Origin of the sequence: Exiguobacterium sp. s16, assembly GCF_018618115.1 — a bacterium.
Classification (GTDB): Bacteria; Bacillota; Bacilli; order Exiguobacteriales; family Exiguobacteriaceae; genus Exiguobacterium; species Exiguobacterium mexicanum_A.
Genome location: NZ_JACSLM010000003.1, coordinates 218,531 through 239,184, shown reverse-complemented (window position 1 = coordinate 239,184; position 20,654 = coordinate 218,531). Strand labels below are relative to the sequence as shown.

Below are 20,654 nucleotides of genomic sequence, written 5' to 3'. Positions count from 1 at the left end.
CCGAATTCTCCCCTTTGTTACTCGGACACCTCATCGACCCAGGCGAGGGCGCCGAGTTGTTTTAGTTTGCCGACGAAATCGACATAAGAATCGTTCAATTTTTCCGCATGGATCACCGTGGATTCGCCACTCGCCTGAAGTCCTGCCAAGACGAGTGCCGCCCCGCTCCTCGCGTCCGCACATTCCATCTCCGCATTGGCGAGCGTCGACCCACCACGGATGACGGCCGAAGCGTCCTCGAGCGTGATCTGTGCGTTCATCCGTCGCATTTCCGCGATATGGCGGAAGCGTTGGGCGTACAGTTTATCCGTGACGACACTCGTTCCGTTCGCCTTTAGGAGCGCGGCCGACATGATCGGTTGCAGGTCGGTCGGATATCCCGAATAGTGGAAGACGCGAATATCGATCGGACGGAAGGCGTTCGCCCGTACTGTAATCGATTCTTCGTCCACTTCGACTTCAGCCCCGTAATCCATCAACTTTTGGATGACGCCTTCTAAGTGGGTCGGGATGACGTTTCGAACCGTCACTTCCCCTGCCACAGCACCAAAAATCATAAATGTCCCGGCCTCTAAGCGGTCAGGAATGAGCGTATGCGTGCAGCCGTGTAATTTGTCGACCCCTTTAATGCGAATCTCGTCAGTCCCTGCCCCGATGACATGTGCCCCCATCGAAGTGAGCATCGTCGCGACGTCGACAATTTCCGGGTCGATGGCCGCGTTTTCGATGACGGTCGTCCCGTCTGCGAGCACGGCCGCGAGCATGGCGCTCACCGTCGCCCCGAACGAGCGAAGGTCGAGATAAATCCGATTCCCTTCCAACTTTTCGGCGTTCACATGATAGAGTCCCGATTCGTTCTCGACTTTAATCCCGAGACGTTCGAGTGCTTTCAAATGTAAATCGATCGGTCGTGGACCAATCGCATATCCACCGGGAAGCCCGACGGCCCCTTTCCCAAAACGAGCCGCAAACACCCCGAGCAAATAGACAGCGGCTCGGACTTTACGCGTTTCTGAGCCGAGTAGCGGCATGGCGACAGCGTCTTTCGCATGAAGCGTCATCCGCTCCCCGTCCCGTTCAATCGCGACCCCGAGTTCTTGTAATAGACTGAGCATCACTTCGACGTCCTCGATCACGGGGACGTTTTCAATCGTCACCGGTTCTTCCGTCAACAGTGCTGCGACGAGACAAGGCAAGGCGCTCTGTTTGGCACCGCTAATGTCAACTGTTCCTTCAAGCTTTTGCTGTCCTACGATATGGAGAATTTCCACGATGATCAAACCTTTCTGCGACAAACTTATTTGGATTGAGCGTTGTTCCAATCCGCTAAGAATTGCTCGATCCCTTTGTCAGTGAGCGGATGTTTCATCATCTGTTCGATGACTTTATATGGTACCGTGGCGATGTCAGCGCCAAGAAGGGCTGCTTTCGTCGCGTGAACCGGATGGCGAACGGAAGCCGCGATGATTTCCGTCTCGATCCCATGAATAGCAAAGATATTGGCAATCGTCTCGACAAGGTCGAGGCCATCTTGACCGATATCGTCGAGGCGACCGATGAATGGCGATACGTATGACGCGCCGGCCCGAGCCGCAAGTAAGGCTTGGTTGGCGTTAAAGATGAGTGTCACGTTCGTCTTGATACCGAGCTGTGAAAACGTATTGACCGCTTCCATGCCTGCTGGCGTCATCGGTACCTTGACAGTAATATTCGGCGCGATGGCCGCAAGTTCCTTTCCTTCTTCCACCATACCCGCTGCGTCGAGCGCAATAACTTCCGCACTGACTGAGAGATCCCCGACGATCTCACAGATTTCGCGTAGCCGTGTATGGAAATCGACGCCTTCTTTGGCGACGAGCGATGGATTCGTCGTCACGCCCCCGATGACGCCCATCTGATGAGCTTTCTTGATGTCTTCCACGTTTGCCGTATCAATGAAAAAACGCATGTACAATTCCTCCTCGAATGGTGTTGTGATCGCTTACACTTCTTATTATGAGGAAATTGTCATGGAATTGCTACACCCTTTACGTCAATGCGGCGATGGCGAACATCGATCCGATGAGTAAACCAACGCCGACAAGCGTCCCCACTGCCGTCCATCGTTTCACGTTTTTTTGTTTTGTCTCAAACTCTTGATACGGCCCTTTCTTCAAGCGCTCCGATCCATGCGTCTCGATCCAAAGTCCGACCGCGGTCTCTTCGTCGGTCACGAGGTTGCCTGTATACGTGAACGGGATGATTTCTTCGGGTCGACGGAGCATGTCGAACCGCTCCCGCCGTGTCGCGATGTTCGCCCCGATCCAGTAGAGCCGTTTCGGTGTATAGAAAACTGGCACGCTATCTCCGATAAAATACTGAATCCACTGTTCGAACGCGGCGAGATCGCGTTGGTCGAACAAGATTTCCATTGAATCCTCCTCGGTCATGATGGCGAGCATCGGGCACAACTCAATCGTCCGTCGTCTATAGGGATGCGGCATGGCCGCTTCTGTCTTTCGGACGATGGCCGGGAAGAAGACGACTTGCTTGATCGCATCGAGCGGGAACGATTGCTCGACTGACTCACCTAGCTCGTGCCGATACGTCGTCCCCTCAATATGTGTCGCGGTCACTTGATAGTGCGATTGGTGCCGCTCTTTCCAGAACAGCTGGCGAAACAGTTGCAAGAACCGATACACGCCGTAACCGCCGAGTGCAGTGAGTGACAACAGCGGAATCAACCACGGTTTCGGATTCATGAGGATGAGAATGACCGGCAGCGCGGCAAAGGCCAACGTTATACCAATTATAATGATGGGACCGACGATATAAAAAATGCGCCAAAATGATTCTGTCGAACGTTCTTGATACTTCATGCAAACTCCCCCTTTTCATCTATATACGGTACCCTAACCGCTTACGTTTCAATAAAAAAAGCCGGTTCTCACAGGGAGAACCGACTGATGTGACAGGATTATGCTTGGTTGCTTGAACCGAACTCACGCATTTTTCCAGTAACGACGTTGTAGATCGCTTCGACACCAGGGCCGATGACTTTACGTGGGTCATATACTTTCGAGTCCGTGTTGAGCTTCTCACGTACGGCACGAGTCCATTCTTGTTGGCACTCTGTGTTAACGTTGATTTTGCTGTGACCGAGCTCGATTGCTTTTTTGATTTGGTGCTCAGGAATACCTGAACCGCCGTGAAGAACGAGTGGAGTTTTAGTCGCTTCTGCGATTTCTTCCATCTCTTTGAAGCCGAGTTTTGGCTCGCCTTGGTATTCTCCGTGTACAGAACCGAGTGCTGCCGCAAGAGCGTCAACTTTCGCTTCTTTAACGACACGTACACACTCGTCGAGGTCAGCGTATTGTACGCCGCCGACAACGCCGTCTTCTTCGCCGCCGACTGTGCCGACTTCCGCTTCAACTGAAGCGCCTTTAGCGTGTGCATATTCAACGACTTGTTTCGTCATTTCGATGTTCTCTTCGATCGGGTGGTGTGAACCGTCGATCATAACAGACGTGAAACCAGCGTCGATCGCTGCTTTACACTTGTCGAAAGATGAACCGTGGTCGAGGTGGATTGCAACTGGAACAGTGATGTTGTAGTCGTGCATGAGACCTTCAGTCATTTTAACAACTGTTGTGAAGCCACCCATGTACTTCGCTGCACCTTCTGATACACCGAGGATAACTGGTGATTTCTCGTCTTCCGCAGCGCGAAGAATCGCTTGCGTCCACTCGAGGTTGTTGATGTTGAATTGGCCGACTGCATACTTGCCTTCGAATGCTTTGTTAAGCATTTCTGTCATTGATACTAATGGCATAATGACATCCTCCTGTCTGTTCGCTATTGTGCACTATGGGAAAAGTGCTCCCGTGCAATTCGTTCCCATTATAACACACGTCGAAACGTGTGCCTATGCTATTCGGGCATAGAAATGGCTCTGCGCAAGCGTTTACATATGTCATCTTCGTGACGAATCACTAGATTTTTAGGACTTCTTTCACTTTTTCAATCATGCCATAAATATCGAACGGCTTTTCGAATTGCGCGGTGATGCCCAGGCGTTGCACTTCTTCGAGTGTCGATTTCTCGCCGAACGCGGTCATGATCATGACCGGGGTATCAATGTCTCGTTGACGCATGTTTCGAAGCACCTCGTGGCCGAACATGCGCGGCATGTTCATATCGAGCAATACTAAATCATATCCGTTCTGTTCAAGCATTTCCCAAGCACTCAGTCCGTCATTCGCCGTGTCGACCTCAATGCCGAGGTTTTGGAACACCTGCGCCAACATCAACCGAATCCCGTCTTGGTCGTCTGCGATCAACATCCGTGACATCCATCTACCTTCTCTCCATATTTTGCAATACTCTAACCATACCAAATCCAATTTCATTTGGCGACGCGACTATTTTGAAATCAAGGCAACGGTATCGCTACCGGTTCATCGGTCTGTTCGTCCTTCAGCTGGGCCGGCACTTCCGACTCGGCTACCGGTTCGTACGCGGTCACCCGTCCCTCATCTTTGACATATACTTTCAAAAAATCACCTTCAGCCAAGCGCGTCGGGTCCTGGAACGTAATCGGGCGTTTCTTTCCATCTTCGTCATAGCCGATCATCTCATACGTGTATGTTGTTCCTCGGTCAATCACTTCCGCGCTCGGTACTTTCGCGTAGTAGACGTCGGCAAAGAGCCGATTCGTGTCGACGAATTGCCAGCCGAGAAACAAGATGAGGACGATGCCACTAATCGTAAGTCCTCGTTTCATCGCATATCCCCCACTCTCCTCGTTTCCATCTTGTTCAATACCATCGTGTCCCCATTTCTAAACGTCGGAACGATTGCTATACTGAACTGACTACATGAATGGGAAACGAACTATGAGACATCATCTATGGTACATTCTTTTTTTATTCCTCTTAGGAGGACGCAAGACCACGCTGACGGTCGAGACAGAAGTGTACCGTGAGGACGGTACGTATCTTTATCTCTATTTGTTCGGTGAACCAGACGTCGTCGAGGCGCTCGACGAACGCATCATGGCGTATTATGAAGAACTGGGCATATGAAAAGGAACCTCGCCGCGGCGAGGTTCCTTTTGGTTCATTTCATTATTCAACCGTCACAGGGACAACGGCGAGATCAATCTCTTTCTCGACTTCGGCCCGCTCTTCAGCGAGACGAGCATCCGACCATTTGAAGACGTCAGCCATGCAACGGAGCACGCCGTCTTTATAGTCGCGGACGAAATCGATGTCGAAGAACATCGCCCCGGTCCGGCGTACGAGGAAGTCGATGGCCCGAACGACCGACTCTTCTTCAATGCCGTACATGAGTTGTGCATAGACGTACTCTGGAAGGTCGTACGCGTTCGAGTCCATCCGCTCGATGACACGATCGATGTTCGATCCGTATAGACGAACGAGCTGCTCGGCTTTGACGTCATCGAGACCAAGGTTTTTCAGTTCAGCCTTCTTCTTCGTCAAGAAGTCATCGAACCCTTTCGAACCGCCGACATGGCCGCCCGACATCGGCATATGCTTCGTACGCGAGGCGAGGAAGACGATACCTTCTTCTTGTTTGAGCAGTTTCGCCACTAAATCGACGACTGTCTCTGACATCTTGCGGTAACCCGTCAACTTCCCGCCGGCAATCGTAATCAAACCGCTCTCTGACTGCCAGACCTCATCTTTACGTGAAATCTCAGACGGGTCTTTGCCTTCTTCATAGATGAGCGGACGAATCCCGGCCCAGCTCGACTCGACGTCGTCTGCCGTCACATTGACATCTGGGAACATATAGTGGATCGCCTCTAAAATATAGTCGCGATCCTCGGTCGTCATACGTGGGTGAGCCTTATCCTTATCGAAGAACGTGTCCGTCGTCCCGACGTACGCCTTGCCGTCACGTGGAATCGCGAATACCATCCGTCCGTCCGGTGTATCGAAGTAAATCGCTTGCTTGAGCGGGAATTTCGATTGGTCGATGACGAGGTGAATCCCTTTCGTCAAGCGGAGCATCTTCCCTTTGTTCGAGCCGTCCTGCTCGCGGAGCACGTCGACCCAAGGTCCGGTCGCATTGATGACTTTCTTCGCATAGACCTCATACGTCTTACCGTCGATTTGGTCCTCGACGTGCACGCCGACGACTTTGCCTTGCTCATAGATGAGACCGGTCACTTTCGAGTAGTTCATTAAGAGGGCACCGTGATTGGCCGCCTCTTTCGCAACTTCAATCGTCATCCGAGCGTCATCCGTCCGATATTCGACGTAATATCCGCCACCGACAAGACCGTCTTTTTTGACGAGCGGTGCTTTTTGAATGACTTCATCCGGTTTCAACATCAAGCGGCGCTCTGCGCGTTTGACGCCGGCCAAGAAGTCGTACACCATCAAGCCGACCGCGGTCGAAAGTGGTCCGAACGTGCCGCCCTTATGCATCGGCAACAGCATGCGCTCCGGTGTCGTGACGTGTGGCCCGTTCTCATAGACGATTGCCCGCTCTTTACCGACTTCGGCGACGAGTGCGACTTCGAACTGTTTCAAATAACGTAAACCTCCGTGGACGAGTTTCGTCGAGCGGCTCGACGTTCCGGCCGCGAAGTCTTGCATCTCGAGTACGGCCGTCTTCATCCCACGGGATGCGGCATCGAGCGCAATCCCGGCACCAGTGATGCCTCCGCCGACGACGAGAATATCATGGCGTTCCCCCGTCAATTGTTCGTATCGTTTGGCACGTTCTTTTGCTGAGAAATTTCTGATTTCCATCTTGTCCCCTCCTATAATGAATCCGGTCAGATGTATATGAAAAGAGACCACAACAAAACAAGGCTTCGCCCCCCATGTCGTGGTCTCTCTGTAGTCTCCAACCGGTTATCAACTTTTCTCCTGTATTATACCCTATTCTCACGTCTTCAACCATCGACCCGCTCACCGAGTGTGCAACCTGCCCCTCAGAAAGCGTCCTGCTCGCAATTTCGAAAAGAGACGACTAGACTTCAAGGTATCACCAACAAGGAGGAGTTTTTATGAAACGCATGTTACAACCTTTCCAATTTAAAAACGGCGTCGAGCTCCACAACCGGCTCGTACTCGCGCCGATGACGCACTATTCGTCTGAACCGACGGGTGAAGTGTCAGAGCACGAACTCGCCTACTACCGGAAGCGGGCCAAGAACGTCGGACTCGCCATCACGGCATGTGCTTACGTGACCGAGGACGGCAAAGGGTTCCCGAACGCTTTCGGTGTGAACGACGACAAGTTCATTCCAGGGCTGCGCCAGCTCGCCGAAAGTCTAAAAGCGGAAGGCGCGAAAGCGATTCTCCAAATCTTCCATGCGGGACGCATGTCTCCTCCGGAACTCGTACCGAACGAACAACCGGTAAGCGCAAGTGCCGTCGCACCGGTCCGTGAAGGGGCCGCCACTCCACGTGCCCTCGAGACCGAGGAAGTCGAAGCCATCATCGAGGCGTTCGGCGATGCGACACGTCGTGCCATCGAGGCCGGCTTTGACGGCGTCGAGATTCATGGGGCGAACACATACTTGATTCAGCAGTTCTTCTCACCCCACTCGAACCGACGCGACGACCGCTTCGGCGGCGACGTGAACGCACGTCTCACATTCCCGCGTGAAGTCATCCGCTCGGTGAAACGTGCGGCCGAAGGCACAGACGACTTCTTGATCGGTTACCGCTTCTCACCGGAAGAAGTCGAAAAGCCGGGTATCACGCTCGACGATACGGACGTATTGATCGATATGTTGCTCGAAGAAAACCTCGATTACCTCCACGCCTCGCTCTGGAACTTCAACATCGGTTCAATGCGGAACGAGAACGTGACGGAGCGGTCGATTGATCGCATCGCCAAACGCATCAACGGTGCCATCCCGCTCATCGGAGTCGGACAGCTCCAGCGCCCAGGTCAAGTCGAAGACGCACTGAACGTCATCGACCTCGCCGCGCTAGGCCGCGAACTCATCATCGACCCGGATTGGCTCGAGAAAGTGAAAGACGACCGAGAAGACGAGATCGAGACCGAACTCGACTTGAACAAGCAAGCCGAACTCGCCGTACCGGCTCCGCTCTGGAACGCCATCACGACACGCGCCGGCTGGTTCCCAATCAAAGACCAAGCCGTCAAATAAACCACGATCCGCAGACTTCACGTCTGCGGATTTTTTTGTTTCCACCCAATCTATCGAGCGGTGTGAGAAATAAGATGTGCCACGGACACAATTCCGTCACATTTTTCATCTTTTTCACCACTCCTTTCGTGTTGACCTAACTTTGCAAGCCTTCTCCCCCTTCGTAAGCTAAGGACAGGAACCGTTTCCTCCATGAGACTGCTGGACAAGCCACGCTTGCGCCACGACTGTCTGTTTGACCGTCTTTTGAAAGGGGCATATGATGTATGACAAAAAAGCCAATCGATCTCGATGCGTACAACAAACAGCTCAATCAACACCAACAGCGGACGAAACAAATCGCTGAAACGTATCGACAAAAAAGCAAGGAACTCGAACACCACCTCGAATCATCCACTCGTTCCCGTGAAGAAACGCTCGCACGAGAAATCGCCGAGTTGAAACAAGCGACCAAGCGGAACGTTCCACGCGATAAATAAACAGTTCCGAACTGTACGACGAAAGAAGTGAATCATCCGGTGGAAAACAAAATCAAGCGCCAATTTCTGAATCACCTGCATCGTGACAAAAATTTGTTCGATGATTTTCAGCATGTGGATAACTTTTATACGCTCGACCAACAGATCGTGAGTGCGCTCCGCAGCGCCCACCCGATTCGGGCCGAGCAACTGCTCGAGACGCTAACGCTCGACCTGCTGAAACTCCCGGTCGCGGATGAATATATGAGTGTCCGTTTCTATTACCGCGGTCTCGTCTATCACGTCATCCGCTTGATCCCGGTAGATAATCCGAACGTCCAAACCGCACTCAATTACACGAGCGCACTTCTCACCTTAATCGATGAACTGACGACGACGCTCGATTTTCTCTACGCCATTCCCGTCATTGTCGACCATTTGACGAAAATGATGGCGTTTCTCTCCCCTTCCGTCTCGACCAATCCGAACGTCACGACGGCCATCCATTTGATTGAAGACCACTTGAAAGAACCGACGTTGTCACTCCCGTGGATCGCCCAGCAAACCGGGTTGTCGAACAATTACTTGTCGGCTCTGTTCAAACAGGAAGTCGGCGAGAGTGTACCGGAACGAATCCGGCGCCGCCGCATCGATACGTCCATCGCCGATTTGCTCGGGACGAACTTACCGATCTGTGCCATCGGCGAGAAATATTGTTTCGCCTCGTGCACGGCCTATATCAATACGTTCAAGACATATAAACAAATGACCCCGCTCCAATACCGCCAACTGTTCCACATATGAAAAGCGCTAAGCCTCTACCGAGACTTAGCGCTTTCTGTCATCCATTCTTCTCGCAACATGCCCATGCGAATCGAGTCGTAACGCACGTCGTCGACGACGCGCACCTGACGAATCCGACCTTCGAGTTGCATGCCGACCTTCGTGGCCACTTTCATCATCCGCTCATTGCCGGACCACGTCGTCAATCCGACCCGGACCGTCGGCAACGTATGAAACAGATGGCCGACCCACAGCTTGAGCGCCCGCGTCCCAATGCCCCGATTCCAACGATCGGCTTGATGGAGGATGATCCCGACCTCGAGCCAGTTCTGACCCGCATCTTCATAATAGAAGGAAACCGTCCCGTAGACAGTCCCATCGACCTCGATGACCCACATGTCGTCACGCCCGACGTGCTCGTCGGCGCTCTCGCGATACACCTCATACGTCTGCGCCCGATGTTCAAAATACGGCGCGTCCCACTTCTTGAATTCTGGTGCCTCATCCTTATACATCAATTCCCATAACCGATCCAAGTCGCGTACCTCGATCGGTCGAATCACTAACGCTTCATCACGAATCATACCCTCGTCCTCTCTATCAGTGCTGCTATACTCTTTCAAGGAATCAGTTCGAATTCCCTTTTTTCCGCTTTCGCCAGACGAGCGCCAAGATGACGAGCAAGAGACTCGCCGTCACCGAGACGATGGCGAACGGACTCGCACCGGTGATGAACAATTCGCCGAGCGAGACCGAATAGGCGAGACCGAACGACGTGACGAGCTTCGCCCCAATCGCAATCAACGCGAATCGAGGGAACGGTACTCGGCTGAACCCGGCCGCGAGACAAATGATCTCGTCAGGCAAGATTGGAATGATGAACAAGACAAGTAAGACACCGAGACCATATTTGTCCACATACCGGTCATACGTCGCGAGCTTGTCAGCATCGATGAGACGCATGATTCGTTCTCGTCCGAACCGGGCAAGTCCGTACATGACGAGAATACCGAGCGTCGTCGCGACGCTTCCGATCAAGGCCGCTCGGAGCGGCCCAAGGGCGACACTGCCGATCGGGACACTGACCGCCTCCGGGACCGGGAGCGCGATCGGTTGCAGGAAGCTGAAGGCGGCGAACAACCACATCGCCTGGTCCTCGTACTGTTCGAGCAGCCGCTCGAGCCCGTAAGAATCGTATAAAACAAGACCGAACGAGACGTAATACACGAAGACGAACAATAGGAACAACGTGAACGTGACTTTGAGCATCTGTTTCAAGTACGTATTCGACCCTTCACGAATCGATCGCAATAGACCGATCGACAGTGCGAGCAACACGATCCCGGTCCATCCAAGTTGATAAGGGAGCAATAGCGTCGGCAAGACGACGAACGGCAACAGGCTGAGCGCGACGAGCGCGCCTCCGTATCCGATATACACCATCATTCGTTTCTGCATGTCGCATCGCCCTCTCCCCGTTCTACTCTTAGTGTACCCGGATTCCTGCCTCGATGTATCCATCTGGGGCTACGGAATGTATCAGCCTTTTGCCCGAGAAAAAAGGCCACAGTCTGATGAGACTGTGACCTGACACTCACTCGCCGAGTGAAGCTTGGATGAAATCGTGGAACAAGCGTTGTGGACGCTCCGGACGCGAAATGAGTTCTGGATGGAACTGCGACGCGACGAACCACTTGTGCTCTGGAATCTCGATGATTTCGACGAGACGGCCGTCCGGGCTCGTTCCTGAGAACTTGAACCCTTCCGCCTCGAACGCCTCACGGTACTCGTTGTTGAACTCGTAACGGTGACGATGGCGCTCGTAGACGAGCTCTTGATTGTACGCCGCATGTGCTTTCGTACCTGGCTCGAGCTTACATGGATAAAGGCCGAGACGGAGCGTGCCGCCGAGGTCCTCGATATCTTTTTGCTCTGGGAGAAGGTCGATGATCGGGTAGTCCGTCGTCGGATCGATCTCCGCCGAATGGGCGCCATCGAGCTTCAAGACGTTGCGGGCGAACTCGACCGTCGCAAGCTGCATGCCGAGACAAATCCCGAAGAATGGGACGTTGTTCTCACGGGCATAACGTGTCGCTTCGATTTTCCCTTCGATTCCGCGTTCTCCGAATCCGCCTGGGACGAGAATCCCATCAGCATCCCCGAGAATCGTCTCGACGTTTTCCGCCGTCACGTCTTCTGCGTTGACCCAATCGATATCGATGTCCGCGTTGAAGGCGTAACCGGCGTGTTTGAGCGATTCCGCGACCGAGATGTACGCGTCACGAAGTTCAACGTATTTCCCGACGAGGGCGATTTTCACTTTCTTCTCGAGGTGCGTGACCGTATGGACGAGTTCTTTCCAAGCCGTCATATCCGCAGCTGGCGTGTTGAAGCCGAAGTAGTCGTTGACGAGTTGGTCCATCCCTTGTTTTTGAAGGTTGAGCGGTACTTCATAAAGGGTTGATGCGTCTTGTGCCTCGATGACCGCTTCTTTGCGCGTGTCACAGAACAAGGCGATCTTTTCACGCATATCTTCCGGGATGTCGTGCTCGGTACGGAGGACGATGATATCCGGTTGAATCCCGTAACTGCGAAGCTCTTTGACGCTGTGTTGCGTCGGTTTCGTCTTCATCTCACCGGCAGCACGAAGGTAAGGGACGAGCGTACAGTGGACGTACATGACGTTCTCTTTGCCGATGTCGTTCTTCACTTGACGAATGGCCTCAATGAACGGAAGCGACTCGATGTCCCCGACTGTTCCACCAATCTCTGTGATGACGACATCTGCATTCGTCTCGCGACCGGCGCGGAAGACGCGGTCTTTAATCTCGTTCGTGATGTGCGGGATGACTTGGACCGTACCCCCGTTATAATCGCCACGGCGTTCTTTTTTCAAGACCGTCGAGTAGATGCGACCTGACGTCACGTTGGCGTTTTGCGACAAGTTGATGTCGATGAAGCGCTCGTAGTGACCGAGGTCAAGGTCCGTCTCGGCGCCGTCATCTGTAACGAACACCTCGCCGTGCTGGTACGGGCTCATCGTCCCTGGGTCGATATTGATATATGGGTCAAACTTTTGAATCGTCACGTTCAAACCTCGGTTTTTGAGTAGACGTGCGAGCGAAGCGGCTGTGATCCCTTTACCGAGTGAAGATACTACCCCACCTGTTACGAAAATATACTTTGTCATCATCATTCTCCTCTCTTGAATGCCACAACGGGAAACGAAAAAACAAAAAAAGCAAAAGTGCCCCCACTGAAATGGAGGACACTTTTGCTGCATCGTTACGTGCTAAACTAGCCCATGACTAATTTACGTCAGAGACGATGCAGTCGTCAAGTCATTATTTTTTCTTTTTTTCAACTATCAAAAAAGAAAAAGAGACACGCCTAGCCGGGACAAATGCCCGGCTTTTTGCGGTCTCTTATAAATCATCCTCGTCTTCAAGGTCGAGGTCGTCGTCCAAGTCTTCGTCCTCGAACTCGTCAAGGCCTTCCACTTTTTCGGCTTCATCCTCGGCATCGAACTCAGATGCGTCAAAATCTTCACCTTTTGCAAAGACGTCAAGGTCGTCTTCAATGTCGACGATGCCTTCATCTGTCTCATCGATCTCTTCTTCGAACTCATCGAGCTCACCGCGTTGGCGTGCTTCGATGACGAGATCTTCGTCTGACTTATCGAACGGATACCAAACACGAAGCGCCCAACGGTTAGCTCCCAAGTTGACGAATAGTCCGTCGATGTTCATGTCCGTGTAGAGTTGCGCGATTTTCTCGAGCTCTTCCTCTTCACTTGCGAACGTATAGTTTTGTCTGATCAGCTCACGGATCTCATCAAATGACACTGGTTGCTCGCCAGTCTTTTGAAGAATTTCGTAAACGAAATCGATCAACGATTTATTCATTAAAGGACACTCCTTTTCCGTCACTAGTTAAACATCACTCCTCATTATAAACAAAACCGATATGAAAAAGCTAGAGGAAATTATTTTGAAGTTTCAACGGTTTTTTGGATGCTTAACCAATAGAGCGTAATCAATCCAACGTTGAAGATCCACGTCAAACCGAGCACCCCGAGCATCCAATCGCGTGGGACTTTGAAGGACAACTCTGCATTGACGGACTGGCCAGTATATAGGCCGTAGCCGAGCAATCCAACCATAAGCGCGGAATACGCGACGACCATCCCGAATCGTTTCCATAGCTGCAGCAGCAACGAGGCAAACTCTTTATTGTCCCCATACGATGCATATAGATAGACGTGACCCGCACTCGCATACATCGTCTGGACGTACCCACTCACAAACAGGACCGGGATGAACACGAGCGGCTCCAAGAAACCGAGGAAGAATACCAATGACGTGACGAGCAGGACGTAGTACGGATGACGCGCCACATCGAACACACGGTTCAATAATATCCAGCCGATGACGCCCGCCAAGAACGGCATGAACACATAGAACAAGAGCACTTGAAACGAATATAGGGCCAGACTGACGAATACGGCGCCAATCAACGTCCACCCGCCGAACAATCCGACGACGAACGCGAGCAACTGGACTTGCCGTGTTTTGGTCGCACTGACGTACGTTCTCGTCCGCTCCTGGAACAATACCCATCCGACGTACCCGAGCAGAATAATCATCAATAAAAAGATTTCCACGTACCCGCTCGCCCCTTCCAACAGGCTGAGGAGACGGCTCACCAACGTGAACACGGTGACGGTGATGAAGGCAAGCACGAACTTCCCGGTCGCCCACGTCCACGTCGCCGTTTTCTCGAGCGGCAATTTTCTCACGAACAGCCACGACAGGATCAGACTGATGAGGAAGAGGATGACAGCCTCGTCATATGATCGACTCAACACATAAGAGAAAACGATGATCCAGGCAACGAGAGCGAGTACGAGCGGGAGCGAACTCCCTTTCTCATCTGACAGTTGTTTTGGTGCCGACAATTCGCTTAGCTGTGACAGAATCGTCGTCATAATCGACCCGACACCGATCGATCCGACACCGACAAGAAAGGCGCTCAATTCGATGGCCCAGCCAAACGGCAACAAAAAGCAGATGAGTCCGGTCACCAAGACGGATAATGCCAACAAGAATGTCCGTTTCGAGCCAAGCCGACCGATGACATACACCGATGACATACACCCATAGCAATAGCCCCGACATACTCGCTACATAAAAAATCATGAACGGGATTAATCGTCCTGAGCCTTCTTCCACTGCCATGAGCGATAAAAATAGGATTTGGGGCAAAATTTGACTGCTGAGAGCGCTGACAATCGTCAATAACACGACCGTGTTCTTCAAACGGAACACCTCATTTCTCAAAAGTGGCCGAACCCATCTCTCTTTCTTCTCTTTCCCGCTTCTAACACGAAAACAACCAGCTTCATCGCACATCGATTTCTCAGTTTTTTCACATGTTTGCCGATATAAAGGAGAACGCTATTTTAGCTGTATGAGAAAAAGGAGAATGAATCATGGCACTGTTCCGTAAAGCAAAACCTGCCGCCTACGCCGCGTCGATCGGCTTTCCCGATGTGGCGACGATCGCGCAACCAAATGACCCGAATTTGAACGGACGCACCCATTATATGGGTTATACGGCGTCGCAAGTGAAACAACTTCAAAACATGGCCCCGCTCGTCGAGTCCGTGTTAGACGATGTCCTTGAAAACGTGCTCGACCACTTGATGTTGCAACCCGAGATGGTCCAACTCGCCAACGCCTCATCGACGCGTGAACGTCTGAAAAAAGTGTTCGCCGACTACTTCCGTAGCCTGTTGACCGGAAAGATCGATGACAAGTTCCTCGCCATGCGCAAGCGGATGGGACAAACGCATCATCACTTCTCGGTACCGGTCGTCTGGTTCCTCGCGACGTATTCCGCCTTCAACACGTTGCTCATCCCCAAAATCGTCGAGGCGTATCAACACGACCCGGCCACGATGACTGAGTCGCTCCTCGCTTTGTCTCACGCGATGAACTTGGACGCTCAAATCGTCACCGAACAATATGTCGACGCCCGCCTCGATGAAATCGAATCGGCGAACGTCGCTCGGGCAACGCTACTTCATGACGTGAGCCGCGTCAGCACAGAAGTCGCGACGACGATGGAACAGACCGGCCATGCCATGTCCGAGACGAGCAAGCGGGCCCATCAAGTCTTGTCCGAGACCGAACAGACGGAGAAGATGAGCCGCCACTTGATGAACTTGACGCATACGAATGGCGAACAAATCGAACAGATGGAGACCGAGTTCAAGCAATCGGCGACGTACGTCGATGCCTCGCTCGAACGGATCACCGCCCTCAAGGACGGTTCACAAGACATCGTCAGCATGACCCGGAGCATCGAACAGATCGCCAATCAGACGAACTTGCTCGCCTTGAACGCATCGATTGAAGCGGCCCGGGCCGGTGAGCACGGTAAAGGCTTCGCCGTCGTCGCCACCGAGGTGCGCACGCTCGCCGAGAACGCCAAGCAGCTGAGCAGTCAAATCAACGTCCTCATCCATGAGAACGAGACGAACATCGCCGCCCTGCTCGACCAAATGGGACAGATGCATCGGACGAACGACGAGGCGATGCGTCAACTCGGTGCCGTCAAAGCAGGCTTCTCGACCGTCAAAGACGAGATGGGCAATTACGTCCTGTCGTTCGAACGAAACAAGCAAGACCTCGGCCAAATGGTCGAGACGATCTCAGCCATCAACGAGACGACGCAAGGCTTATCGCACTTGACGTCTTCTTTACTAGCTACGTCCGAAATGCACTGACGACAAAACAAGGCACGGTCCGCGGACCGTGCCTTGTTTTTTTATTGAACGAGTGGTTCTGCTACTTCGATCGGAGCGAGGGAGCGATCAAGCAATTCGACGACGTCGAACGTGCCGACCGTCTCATCGACTTCTTTCGCTTTCGTCCCGTCCGAGAGCATCGTCAAGCAGTACGGACAAGCCGAGCCGATGACGGTCGGCTTCGTCTCGAGCAGCTGCTCGGTCCGGGCCACGTTGACGCGCGTCCCGACTTTCTCTTCTTGCCACATGAGACCGCCGCCGGCGCCGCAGCACATGCCGTTCTCACGGTTCCGCTCCGCCTCGACGAGTTCGACACCCGGGATGCGTTCCAAGACGAAACGTGGGGCGTCGTAAATGCCGTTATAGCGCCCGAGGTAGCACGAGTCGTGATAGACGACCCGCTCGTTCACGGAGAAGTCCGGTTTGACCCGGCCCGTATCGAGCAGCTCGGCGAGGAGCTCGGTATGGTGATACACTTTCACACCCGTGAGCCCGAAGTCCGGATACTCGTTTTTGAACGTGTTGTACGCGTGCGGGTCGACCGTGACGATTTTCGTGACCCCATACTTCTCGAACAGCTTGATGTTCGCTTCGGCAAGCTCTTGGAACAACAGCTCGTTCCCGATGCGGCGCGGCGTGTCCCCTGAGTTCTTCTCTTCGTTCCCGAGGATGGCGAACGAGACGCCGGCCTTGTTCAAGACGCTCGCAAAGCTTTGCGCGACTTTTTGGCTGCGGCTATCGTATGAGCCCATCGCCCCGACCCAGAAGAGGAATTCGAACTCTTCACCGGCCTTCTTCTTCTCTTTCGCTGTCGGGATGACAAGTTCTTCCCGGTCTTTGCGCCAGTTCTCGCGCTCTTTCCGGTTCATCCCCCACGGATTGCCTTGACGTTCGATGTTCGCGACCGTACGCTGCGCCTCAGGATCCATCTTGCCTTCCATCATGACGAGGTAACGGCGAAGGTCGATGATCTTGTCGACGTGCTCGTTCATGACCGGGCATTGGTCCTCGCAGTTGCGACATGTCGTACATGCCCAAATCTCTTCTTCGGTGATGACGTTGCCAATCAACTCGTCGGCGACGAGCATATGCCCGTCTTGAGCCGCGGCCGCAATCTCGGCCCCTTGCGTGTTTTGGAACATGAGCGCCGGTGCCCACGGCGATTTACGCGTGATGGCGGCTCCTTTCATGTTCATGTGGTCGCGCAGTTTGACGATGAGGTCCATCGGCGACAACATTTTACCAGTCCCGGTCGCCGGGCAGACGTTCGTACAGCGTCCGCATTCGACACAGGCATACAAGTCAACGAGTTGTTTTTGGTTGAAGTCTTCGATTTTATTGACGCCGAAGACGATTTCTTCATCCGACTCCTCCGCCTCTTCCATCGCTGAGAAGTCGACCGGTGCGAGACGACCGACTTGGTGCGTCCGTCCGAGCCAGACGTTGAGCGTCCCGGCAATCAAATGGGCGTGCTTGCCTTGCGGGATATAGATCATGAAGCTGAGCAAGAACAAGAGGTGAAGCCACCAGAAGACGACGAACAAGGCGAAGGCGACCCCTCCCGGTACCCAAGCGAACGCCGAACCGATGAGTGTCGCGACCGGTTCGCCCCACATCGGGAGTTCTTCTTTATAGACGAGGTAGAACCCGTTCCCGAACAAGACCGATACCATCAACCCACCGATGAAGATGAGGGCGAGACCGGCCAGAAAGTTTCGTTTTAAGCGCACGAGTTTCTCGACGTAACGACGGTAGAATCCCCAAACGACCGCGACGAGAATCATGAGCATGACGATTTCTTGCATGAACGTGAAAATCGGATAGAGCGGACCGAGCGGGATGTGCGGGAAACGCGTCCCGACGGCAAGTCCTTTCCAGATGAAGTCGATGGCCCCGAACTGGACGAGGATGAACCCATAGAACATCATGACGTGAATGATGCCGCTCTTCTTGTCTTTCAACAATTTCTTTTGCCCGAACACGTTGATCATGACCTGCTCAAGCCGTTCCTTATTCGTTTGGCTCCACTCTGCCTTTTTCCCGAGCTTGATGAACGTATAGCGCTGGTACACCAACGATGCGAACAAATATAGTCCATAGCCGAGGACGAGCAAGAATAGAATCCAGTTGACGATTAAAAATGTAGACATCCCCAAAACTCCCCCTTATGAAAACGGATTCAATCTTGAGTTCAGTATATCAAACAATGAATGAACAGTCATTCATTTTATTGGAAGGGTCAAAAATTGAGCACATGTTTTAAGAATAAGAGGATACCGCCATACCCGACGACGGCGAGGACGAACGTCCGGAAGTGAAGGTTGCGGTCGGCCGGGAGCTCGAACTTGACGATGTTCAGAATCATCGCCCCGGCGACGAACGCGAACAAGATGGCCTCGACGTGCGAGGCGAGGTCGATAAAGCGGGAGAAGAAACCGCCGGCAAGAATCCCGCCGCTCAACAAATAACGCCCTTGCCGGATGTACCGTTCCCCGTAATGGCGATACAAGTCGTGGCCGACGGCGAGGAAGTGGACGCCGAGCGCCGTCGCGTAGAAGCTGCGTGCGACGAACGTGACGGATGATGCCGTGACGACGTAAGCCGAGAACGACATATATGCCGTCAACAGCGTCACTTGGAGCCAGTACGACACGTTCTGGTCAATCGTCTCGTCTTTGAAATGGGGCGTCCGGACGACACGCATCGTCCCGTAAAAGACGGTGAAACCGAGCAGGCTGATGACATAAATCTCCGACGGCAAGGCCAGGTCGAGCCAATCCACTTGAAGCGTGTCTTGCCGCTTGTTCAAGGACGGCAAGAGATACATGAAAAAGTATGTGATGGCGATCCCGCTCGAAAACGAGAACCATTTTTGAGACGGCACCCGGTCTCGCGGAAACAGATAAATCCCGAAAAAATTGATGAGCGCTAAATAGACCACGATCCAGTTCGCCATCTCATGTCACCCCTTCAGTTCAATCCAAAACCGCTCGACAATTTTTCCGCCTTCCGCTGTGAACGGCGTGTCCGGCACGCCGCCATTGTTCAAAATGACTCGGCGTGACGCTTCGTTCGTCCGGTCGCACGTAATCAACGCCCGCTCGATCCCGAGTTCTTTCGCTTTCTCGAGTGCGAGCTCGAGCTGTTTCGTAGCGAGACCACGTCCGCGGGCACTCGGCTTGATGCCGTACCCGATATGTCCCCCTAAGTTGAGGAGGTTGTCATTCAATTCGTGACGGATATTCGTCGCCCCGAGCAACTCGTCCCCATCCGTCAGCCAATACGTCGTGCTCGGTACCCAACTGACGTTGTTCACCCGTACTTCTTTATCACGAATCTGTTTAACGTACGACGCAAAGTCGGACGCGTCACGGTCGACGGCGTTCGGGACGATCGTTTCGGAGCGTTCCCGCCATTCCTTTAAAAAATCGAGCACGTTCGCTTCCTGCTCCATAGATGTCTTCACTAGTCGCAACATAACGCTTCCCCCTATTTTTATGTATAGAAAAGACCGCAAAGCGGCCTTAATCTTCGAGTCCTAATCGTTTTGGCATCTGCGGGGCGAGCTCACGTGCCTCGTCAAGACGGCCCGCTTCGACGAGCGTATGGAACCGTAAAAATTCTTCATGCGTCGCGTCACCGATGGCCGCCAAGTAGTCGATGTAGCGGTCGTATACCGATCTATCTTCCGGTCGCGCTTCAATCAAGGCAATATAGAGCCGGACCGTGTCTTCCCCATAAAGAAGCGGGAACTCATCGTTCAATTGGAGCAATTTATCGACCGAGTCCATATCGACGCCGGTCTCGTTATCGTAGTGCCCGACGACCTGTTCGGCGTGGTCCTCGAGGCGGCCGCGCCACTCTTCATATTCGTCCTCATTCGTCTCAAGCATCTCGAACCAATCCTCGTTCAACATCTCTTCAATCTTTCTCACGCGTTCTGCAAAATTCATGCGAACTCTCCTCCTTCAAACGTCCACGTGACGTCGACTACATAGTTACCTGCCAAGTCATCGTTCATCGACAACTCGTAGGCGAAGCGACAACGTCCGTCCGCGACATCGAGCCGCTCCGTCGTCGTCGCCATCGTCATCGACATGTATGGGTTTTTATATAGGCTTTGGGTCAAGCGCCCTTCAATAAAGGAATGATTCATCTCAATCGGTCCTTTACAGATGAGCGCGAGCCGGCCCGTCGTATATTTGATCGTTGTCGGCACGACGCCGTCTTCTCGTTCTTGATCGAACGTCAAGACGAAGCCGGTCTTCAATTCATAATAGAGCCCGTCGGCTTGCAGCTCAATCGGCTCCTCGATTTCACTGATCATTGTCTTTTGGCGCACACGTACGCGTTTCGGTTCAATTGCCATGGTGATTCCCCTTTCCGCTGTCCCATCGTACCATATCTCGCGAACGGTCCGGAATCGGTAACTTTTTCTTTCCCGGTTCGCGGACCGTTCACACTA

At 53.0% G+C, this 20,654-nt stretch carries 22 protein-coding genes; 5 read left to right on the top strand and 17 right to left on the bottom strand.

Going from position 1 to position 20,654, the window contains the following annotated elements; translation table 11 throughout:
- Window positions 1-17 precede the first annotated feature (17 nt).
- The 6 genes from murA to KNP86_RS08190 all read right to left on the bottom strand — a co-directional run bounded on the left by murA (window position 18) and on the right by KNP86_RS08190 (window position 4,762).
- A complete protein-coding gene (gene murA / locus KNP86_RS08215; RefSeq protein WP_214753674.1) occupies window positions 18-1,271 on the bottom strand; it encodes a UDP-N-acetylglucosamine 1-carboxyvinyltransferase in 1,254 nt (417 codons plus the stop codon).
- Between the two features lie 26 nt (window positions 1,272-1,297).
- Window positions 1,298-1,948, bottom strand: coding sequence for a fructose-6-phosphate aldolase (gene fsa, locus KNP86_RS08210; protein ID WP_034779261.1), 651 nt, complete (start codon window positions 1,946-1,948; stop codon window positions 1,298-1,300).
- A 79-nt stretch (window positions 1,949-2,027) separates the two neighbouring features.
- Window positions 2,028-2,858, bottom strand: a complete 831-nt coding sequence (locus tag KNP86_RS08205; protein WP_214753672.1) for a hypothetical protein — start codon at window positions 2,856-2,858, stop codon at window positions 2,028-2,030.
- A 98-nt stretch (window positions 2,859-2,956) separates the two neighbouring features.
- Window positions 2,957-3,811: a class II fructose-1,6-bisphosphate aldolase gene (gene fba, locus KNP86_RS08200; protein WP_021066099.1), complete on the bottom strand. Its 855-nt coding sequence runs from the start codon at window positions 3,809-3,811 to the stop codon at window positions 2,957-2,959.
- Window positions 3,812-3,971: 160 nt separating this feature from the next.
- Window positions 3,972-4,331, bottom strand: a complete 360-nt coding sequence (locus KNP86_RS08195; RefSeq protein ID WP_251128451.1) for a response regulator — start codon at window positions 4,329-4,331, stop codon at window positions 3,972-3,974.
- A gap of 80 nt (window positions 4,332-4,411) precedes the next feature.
- On the bottom strand, window positions 4,412-4,762 hold the full coding sequence (locus tag KNP86_RS08190; RefSeq protein WP_034779268.1) for a YxeA family protein: 351 nt from the start codon (window positions 4,760-4,762) through the stop codon (window positions 4,412-4,414).
- A gap of 112 nt (window positions 4,763-4,874) precedes the next feature.
- On the opposite strand from KNP86_RS08190, the gene KNP86_RS08185 reads away from it, so the two are divergent.
- Window positions 4,875-5,063 (top strand): hypothetical protein, encoded by a 189-nt coding sequence (locus KNP86_RS08185; protein WP_214753670.1) that lies wholly within the window; start codon window positions 4,875-4,877, stop codon window positions 5,061-5,063.
- A gap of 42 nt (window positions 5,064-5,105) precedes the next feature.
- Here KNP86_RS08185 and KNP86_RS08180 read toward each other — a convergent pair whose 3' ends face one another.
- Window positions 5,106-6,761 carry a glycerol-3-phosphate dehydrogenase/oxidase gene (locus KNP86_RS08180; protein WP_034779272.1) on the bottom strand — a complete coding sequence of 552 codons (1,656 nt, stop codon included), beginning with the start codon at window positions 6,759-6,761 and terminating at the stop codon, window positions 5,106-5,108.
- A gap of 260 nt (window positions 6,762-7,021) precedes the next feature.
- Here KNP86_RS08180 and KNP86_RS08175 point away from each other — a divergent pair, with 260 nt between their 5' ends.
- The 3 genes from KNP86_RS08175 to KNP86_RS15770 all read left to right on the top strand — a co-directional run bounded on the left by KNP86_RS08175 (window position 7,022) and on the right by KNP86_RS15770 (window position 9,399).
- Window positions 7,022-8,137 carry an NADH-dependent flavin oxidoreductase gene (locus KNP86_RS08175; protein WP_034779275.1) on the top strand — a complete coding sequence of 372 codons (1,116 nt, stop codon included), beginning with the start codon at window positions 7,022-7,024 and terminating at the stop codon, window positions 8,135-8,137.
- A 266-nt stretch (window positions 8,138-8,403) separates the two neighbouring features.
- Complete coding sequence (locus KNP86_RS08170; protein WP_034779277.1) at window positions 8,404-8,616, top strand: hypothetical protein; 213 nt, start codon at window positions 8,404-8,406, stop codon at window positions 8,614-8,616.
- 114 nt (window positions 8,617-8,730) lie between these two features.
- Window positions 8,731-9,399 (top strand): helix-turn-helix transcriptional regulator, encoded by a 669-nt coding sequence (locus KNP86_RS15770; protein ID WP_214753668.1) that lies wholly within the window; start codon window positions 8,731-8,733, stop codon window positions 9,397-9,399.
- A 14-nt stretch (window positions 9,400-9,413) separates the two neighbouring features.
- Here KNP86_RS15770 and KNP86_RS08160 read toward each other — a convergent pair whose 3' ends face one another.
- From KNP86_RS08160 to KNP86_RS08140, 5 genes are all read right to left on the bottom strand, one after another.
- The gene (locus KNP86_RS08160; RefSeq protein ID WP_034779279.1) at window positions 9,414-9,962 is read right to left on the bottom strand and encodes a GNAT family N-acetyltransferase; all 549 of its coding nucleotides are present in this window, start codon (window positions 9,960-9,962) and stop codon (window positions 9,414-9,416) included.
- 43 nt (window positions 9,963-10,005) lie between these two features.
- Entirely contained in the window at window positions 10,006-10,836 is an 831-nt protein-coding gene (locus tag KNP86_RS08155; protein WP_034779281.1) for a TVP38/TMEM64 family protein, read from the bottom strand.
- A gap of 136 nt (window positions 10,837-10,972) precedes the next feature.
- Window positions 10,973-12,568 carry a CTP synthase gene (locus KNP86_RS08150; protein WP_034779284.1) on the bottom strand — a complete coding sequence of 532 codons (1,596 nt, stop codon included), beginning with the start codon at window positions 12,566-12,568 and terminating at the stop codon, window positions 10,973-10,975.
- Window positions 12,569-12,803: 235 nt separating this feature from the next.
- On the bottom strand, window positions 12,804-13,283 hold the full coding sequence (rpoE, locus tag KNP86_RS08145; protein WP_021066088.1) for a DNA-directed RNA polymerase subunit delta: 480 nt from the start codon (window positions 13,281-13,283) through the stop codon (window positions 12,804-12,806).
- Window positions 13,284-13,363: 80 nt separating this feature from the next.
- Window positions 13,364-14,530: a hypothetical protein gene (locus KNP86_RS08140; RefSeq protein WP_251130462.1), complete on the bottom strand. Its 1,167-nt coding sequence runs from the start codon at window positions 14,528-14,530 to the stop codon at window positions 13,364-13,366.
- Between the two features lie 339 nt (window positions 14,531-14,869).
- Between KNP86_RS08140 and KNP86_RS08135 the strand changes: the two genes are divergently transcribed.
- Window positions 14,870-16,168 (top strand): methyl-accepting chemotaxis protein, encoded by a 1,299-nt coding sequence (locus tag KNP86_RS08135; protein ID WP_214753666.1) that lies wholly within the window; start codon window positions 14,870-14,872, stop codon window positions 16,166-16,168.
- A 41-nt stretch (window positions 16,169-16,209) separates the two neighbouring features.
- On the opposite strand, the gene KNP86_RS08130 is transcribed toward KNP86_RS08135, so the two are convergent.
- From KNP86_RS08130 to KNP86_RS08110, 5 genes are all read right to left on the bottom strand, one after another.
- The gene (locus KNP86_RS08130) at window positions 16,210-18,339 is read right to left on the bottom strand and encodes a (Fe-S)-binding protein (RefSeq protein WP_214753664.1); all 2,130 of its coding nucleotides are present in this window, start codon (window positions 18,337-18,339) and stop codon (window positions 16,210-16,212) included.
- A gap of 89 nt (window positions 18,340-18,428) precedes the next feature.
- The gene (locus KNP86_RS08125; protein ID WP_214753662.1) at window positions 18,429-19,145 is read right to left on the bottom strand and encodes a hypothetical protein; all 717 of its coding nucleotides are present in this window, start codon (window positions 19,143-19,145) and stop codon (window positions 18,429-18,431) included.
- 6 nt (window positions 19,146-19,151) lie between these two features.
- On the bottom strand, window positions 19,152-19,667 hold the full coding sequence (locus KNP86_RS08120; RefSeq protein WP_138858751.1) for a GNAT family N-acetyltransferase: 516 nt from the start codon (window positions 19,665-19,667) through the stop codon (window positions 19,152-19,154).
- 46 nt (window positions 19,668-19,713) lie between these two features.
- Window positions 19,714-20,142 (bottom strand): hypothetical protein, encoded by a 429-nt coding sequence (locus KNP86_RS08115; protein WP_034779296.1) that lies wholly within the window; start codon window positions 20,140-20,142, stop codon window positions 19,714-19,716.
- Window positions 20,139-20,558 carry a YwiB family protein gene (locus KNP86_RS08110; protein ID WP_214753660.1) on the bottom strand — a complete coding sequence of 140 codons (420 nt, stop codon included), beginning with the start codon at window positions 20,556-20,558 and terminating at the stop codon, window positions 20,139-20,141. Before KNP86_RS08110 ends, KNP86_RS08115 begins: the two co-directional genes overlap by 4 nt.
- Window positions 20,559-20,654 lie beyond the last annotated feature (96 nt).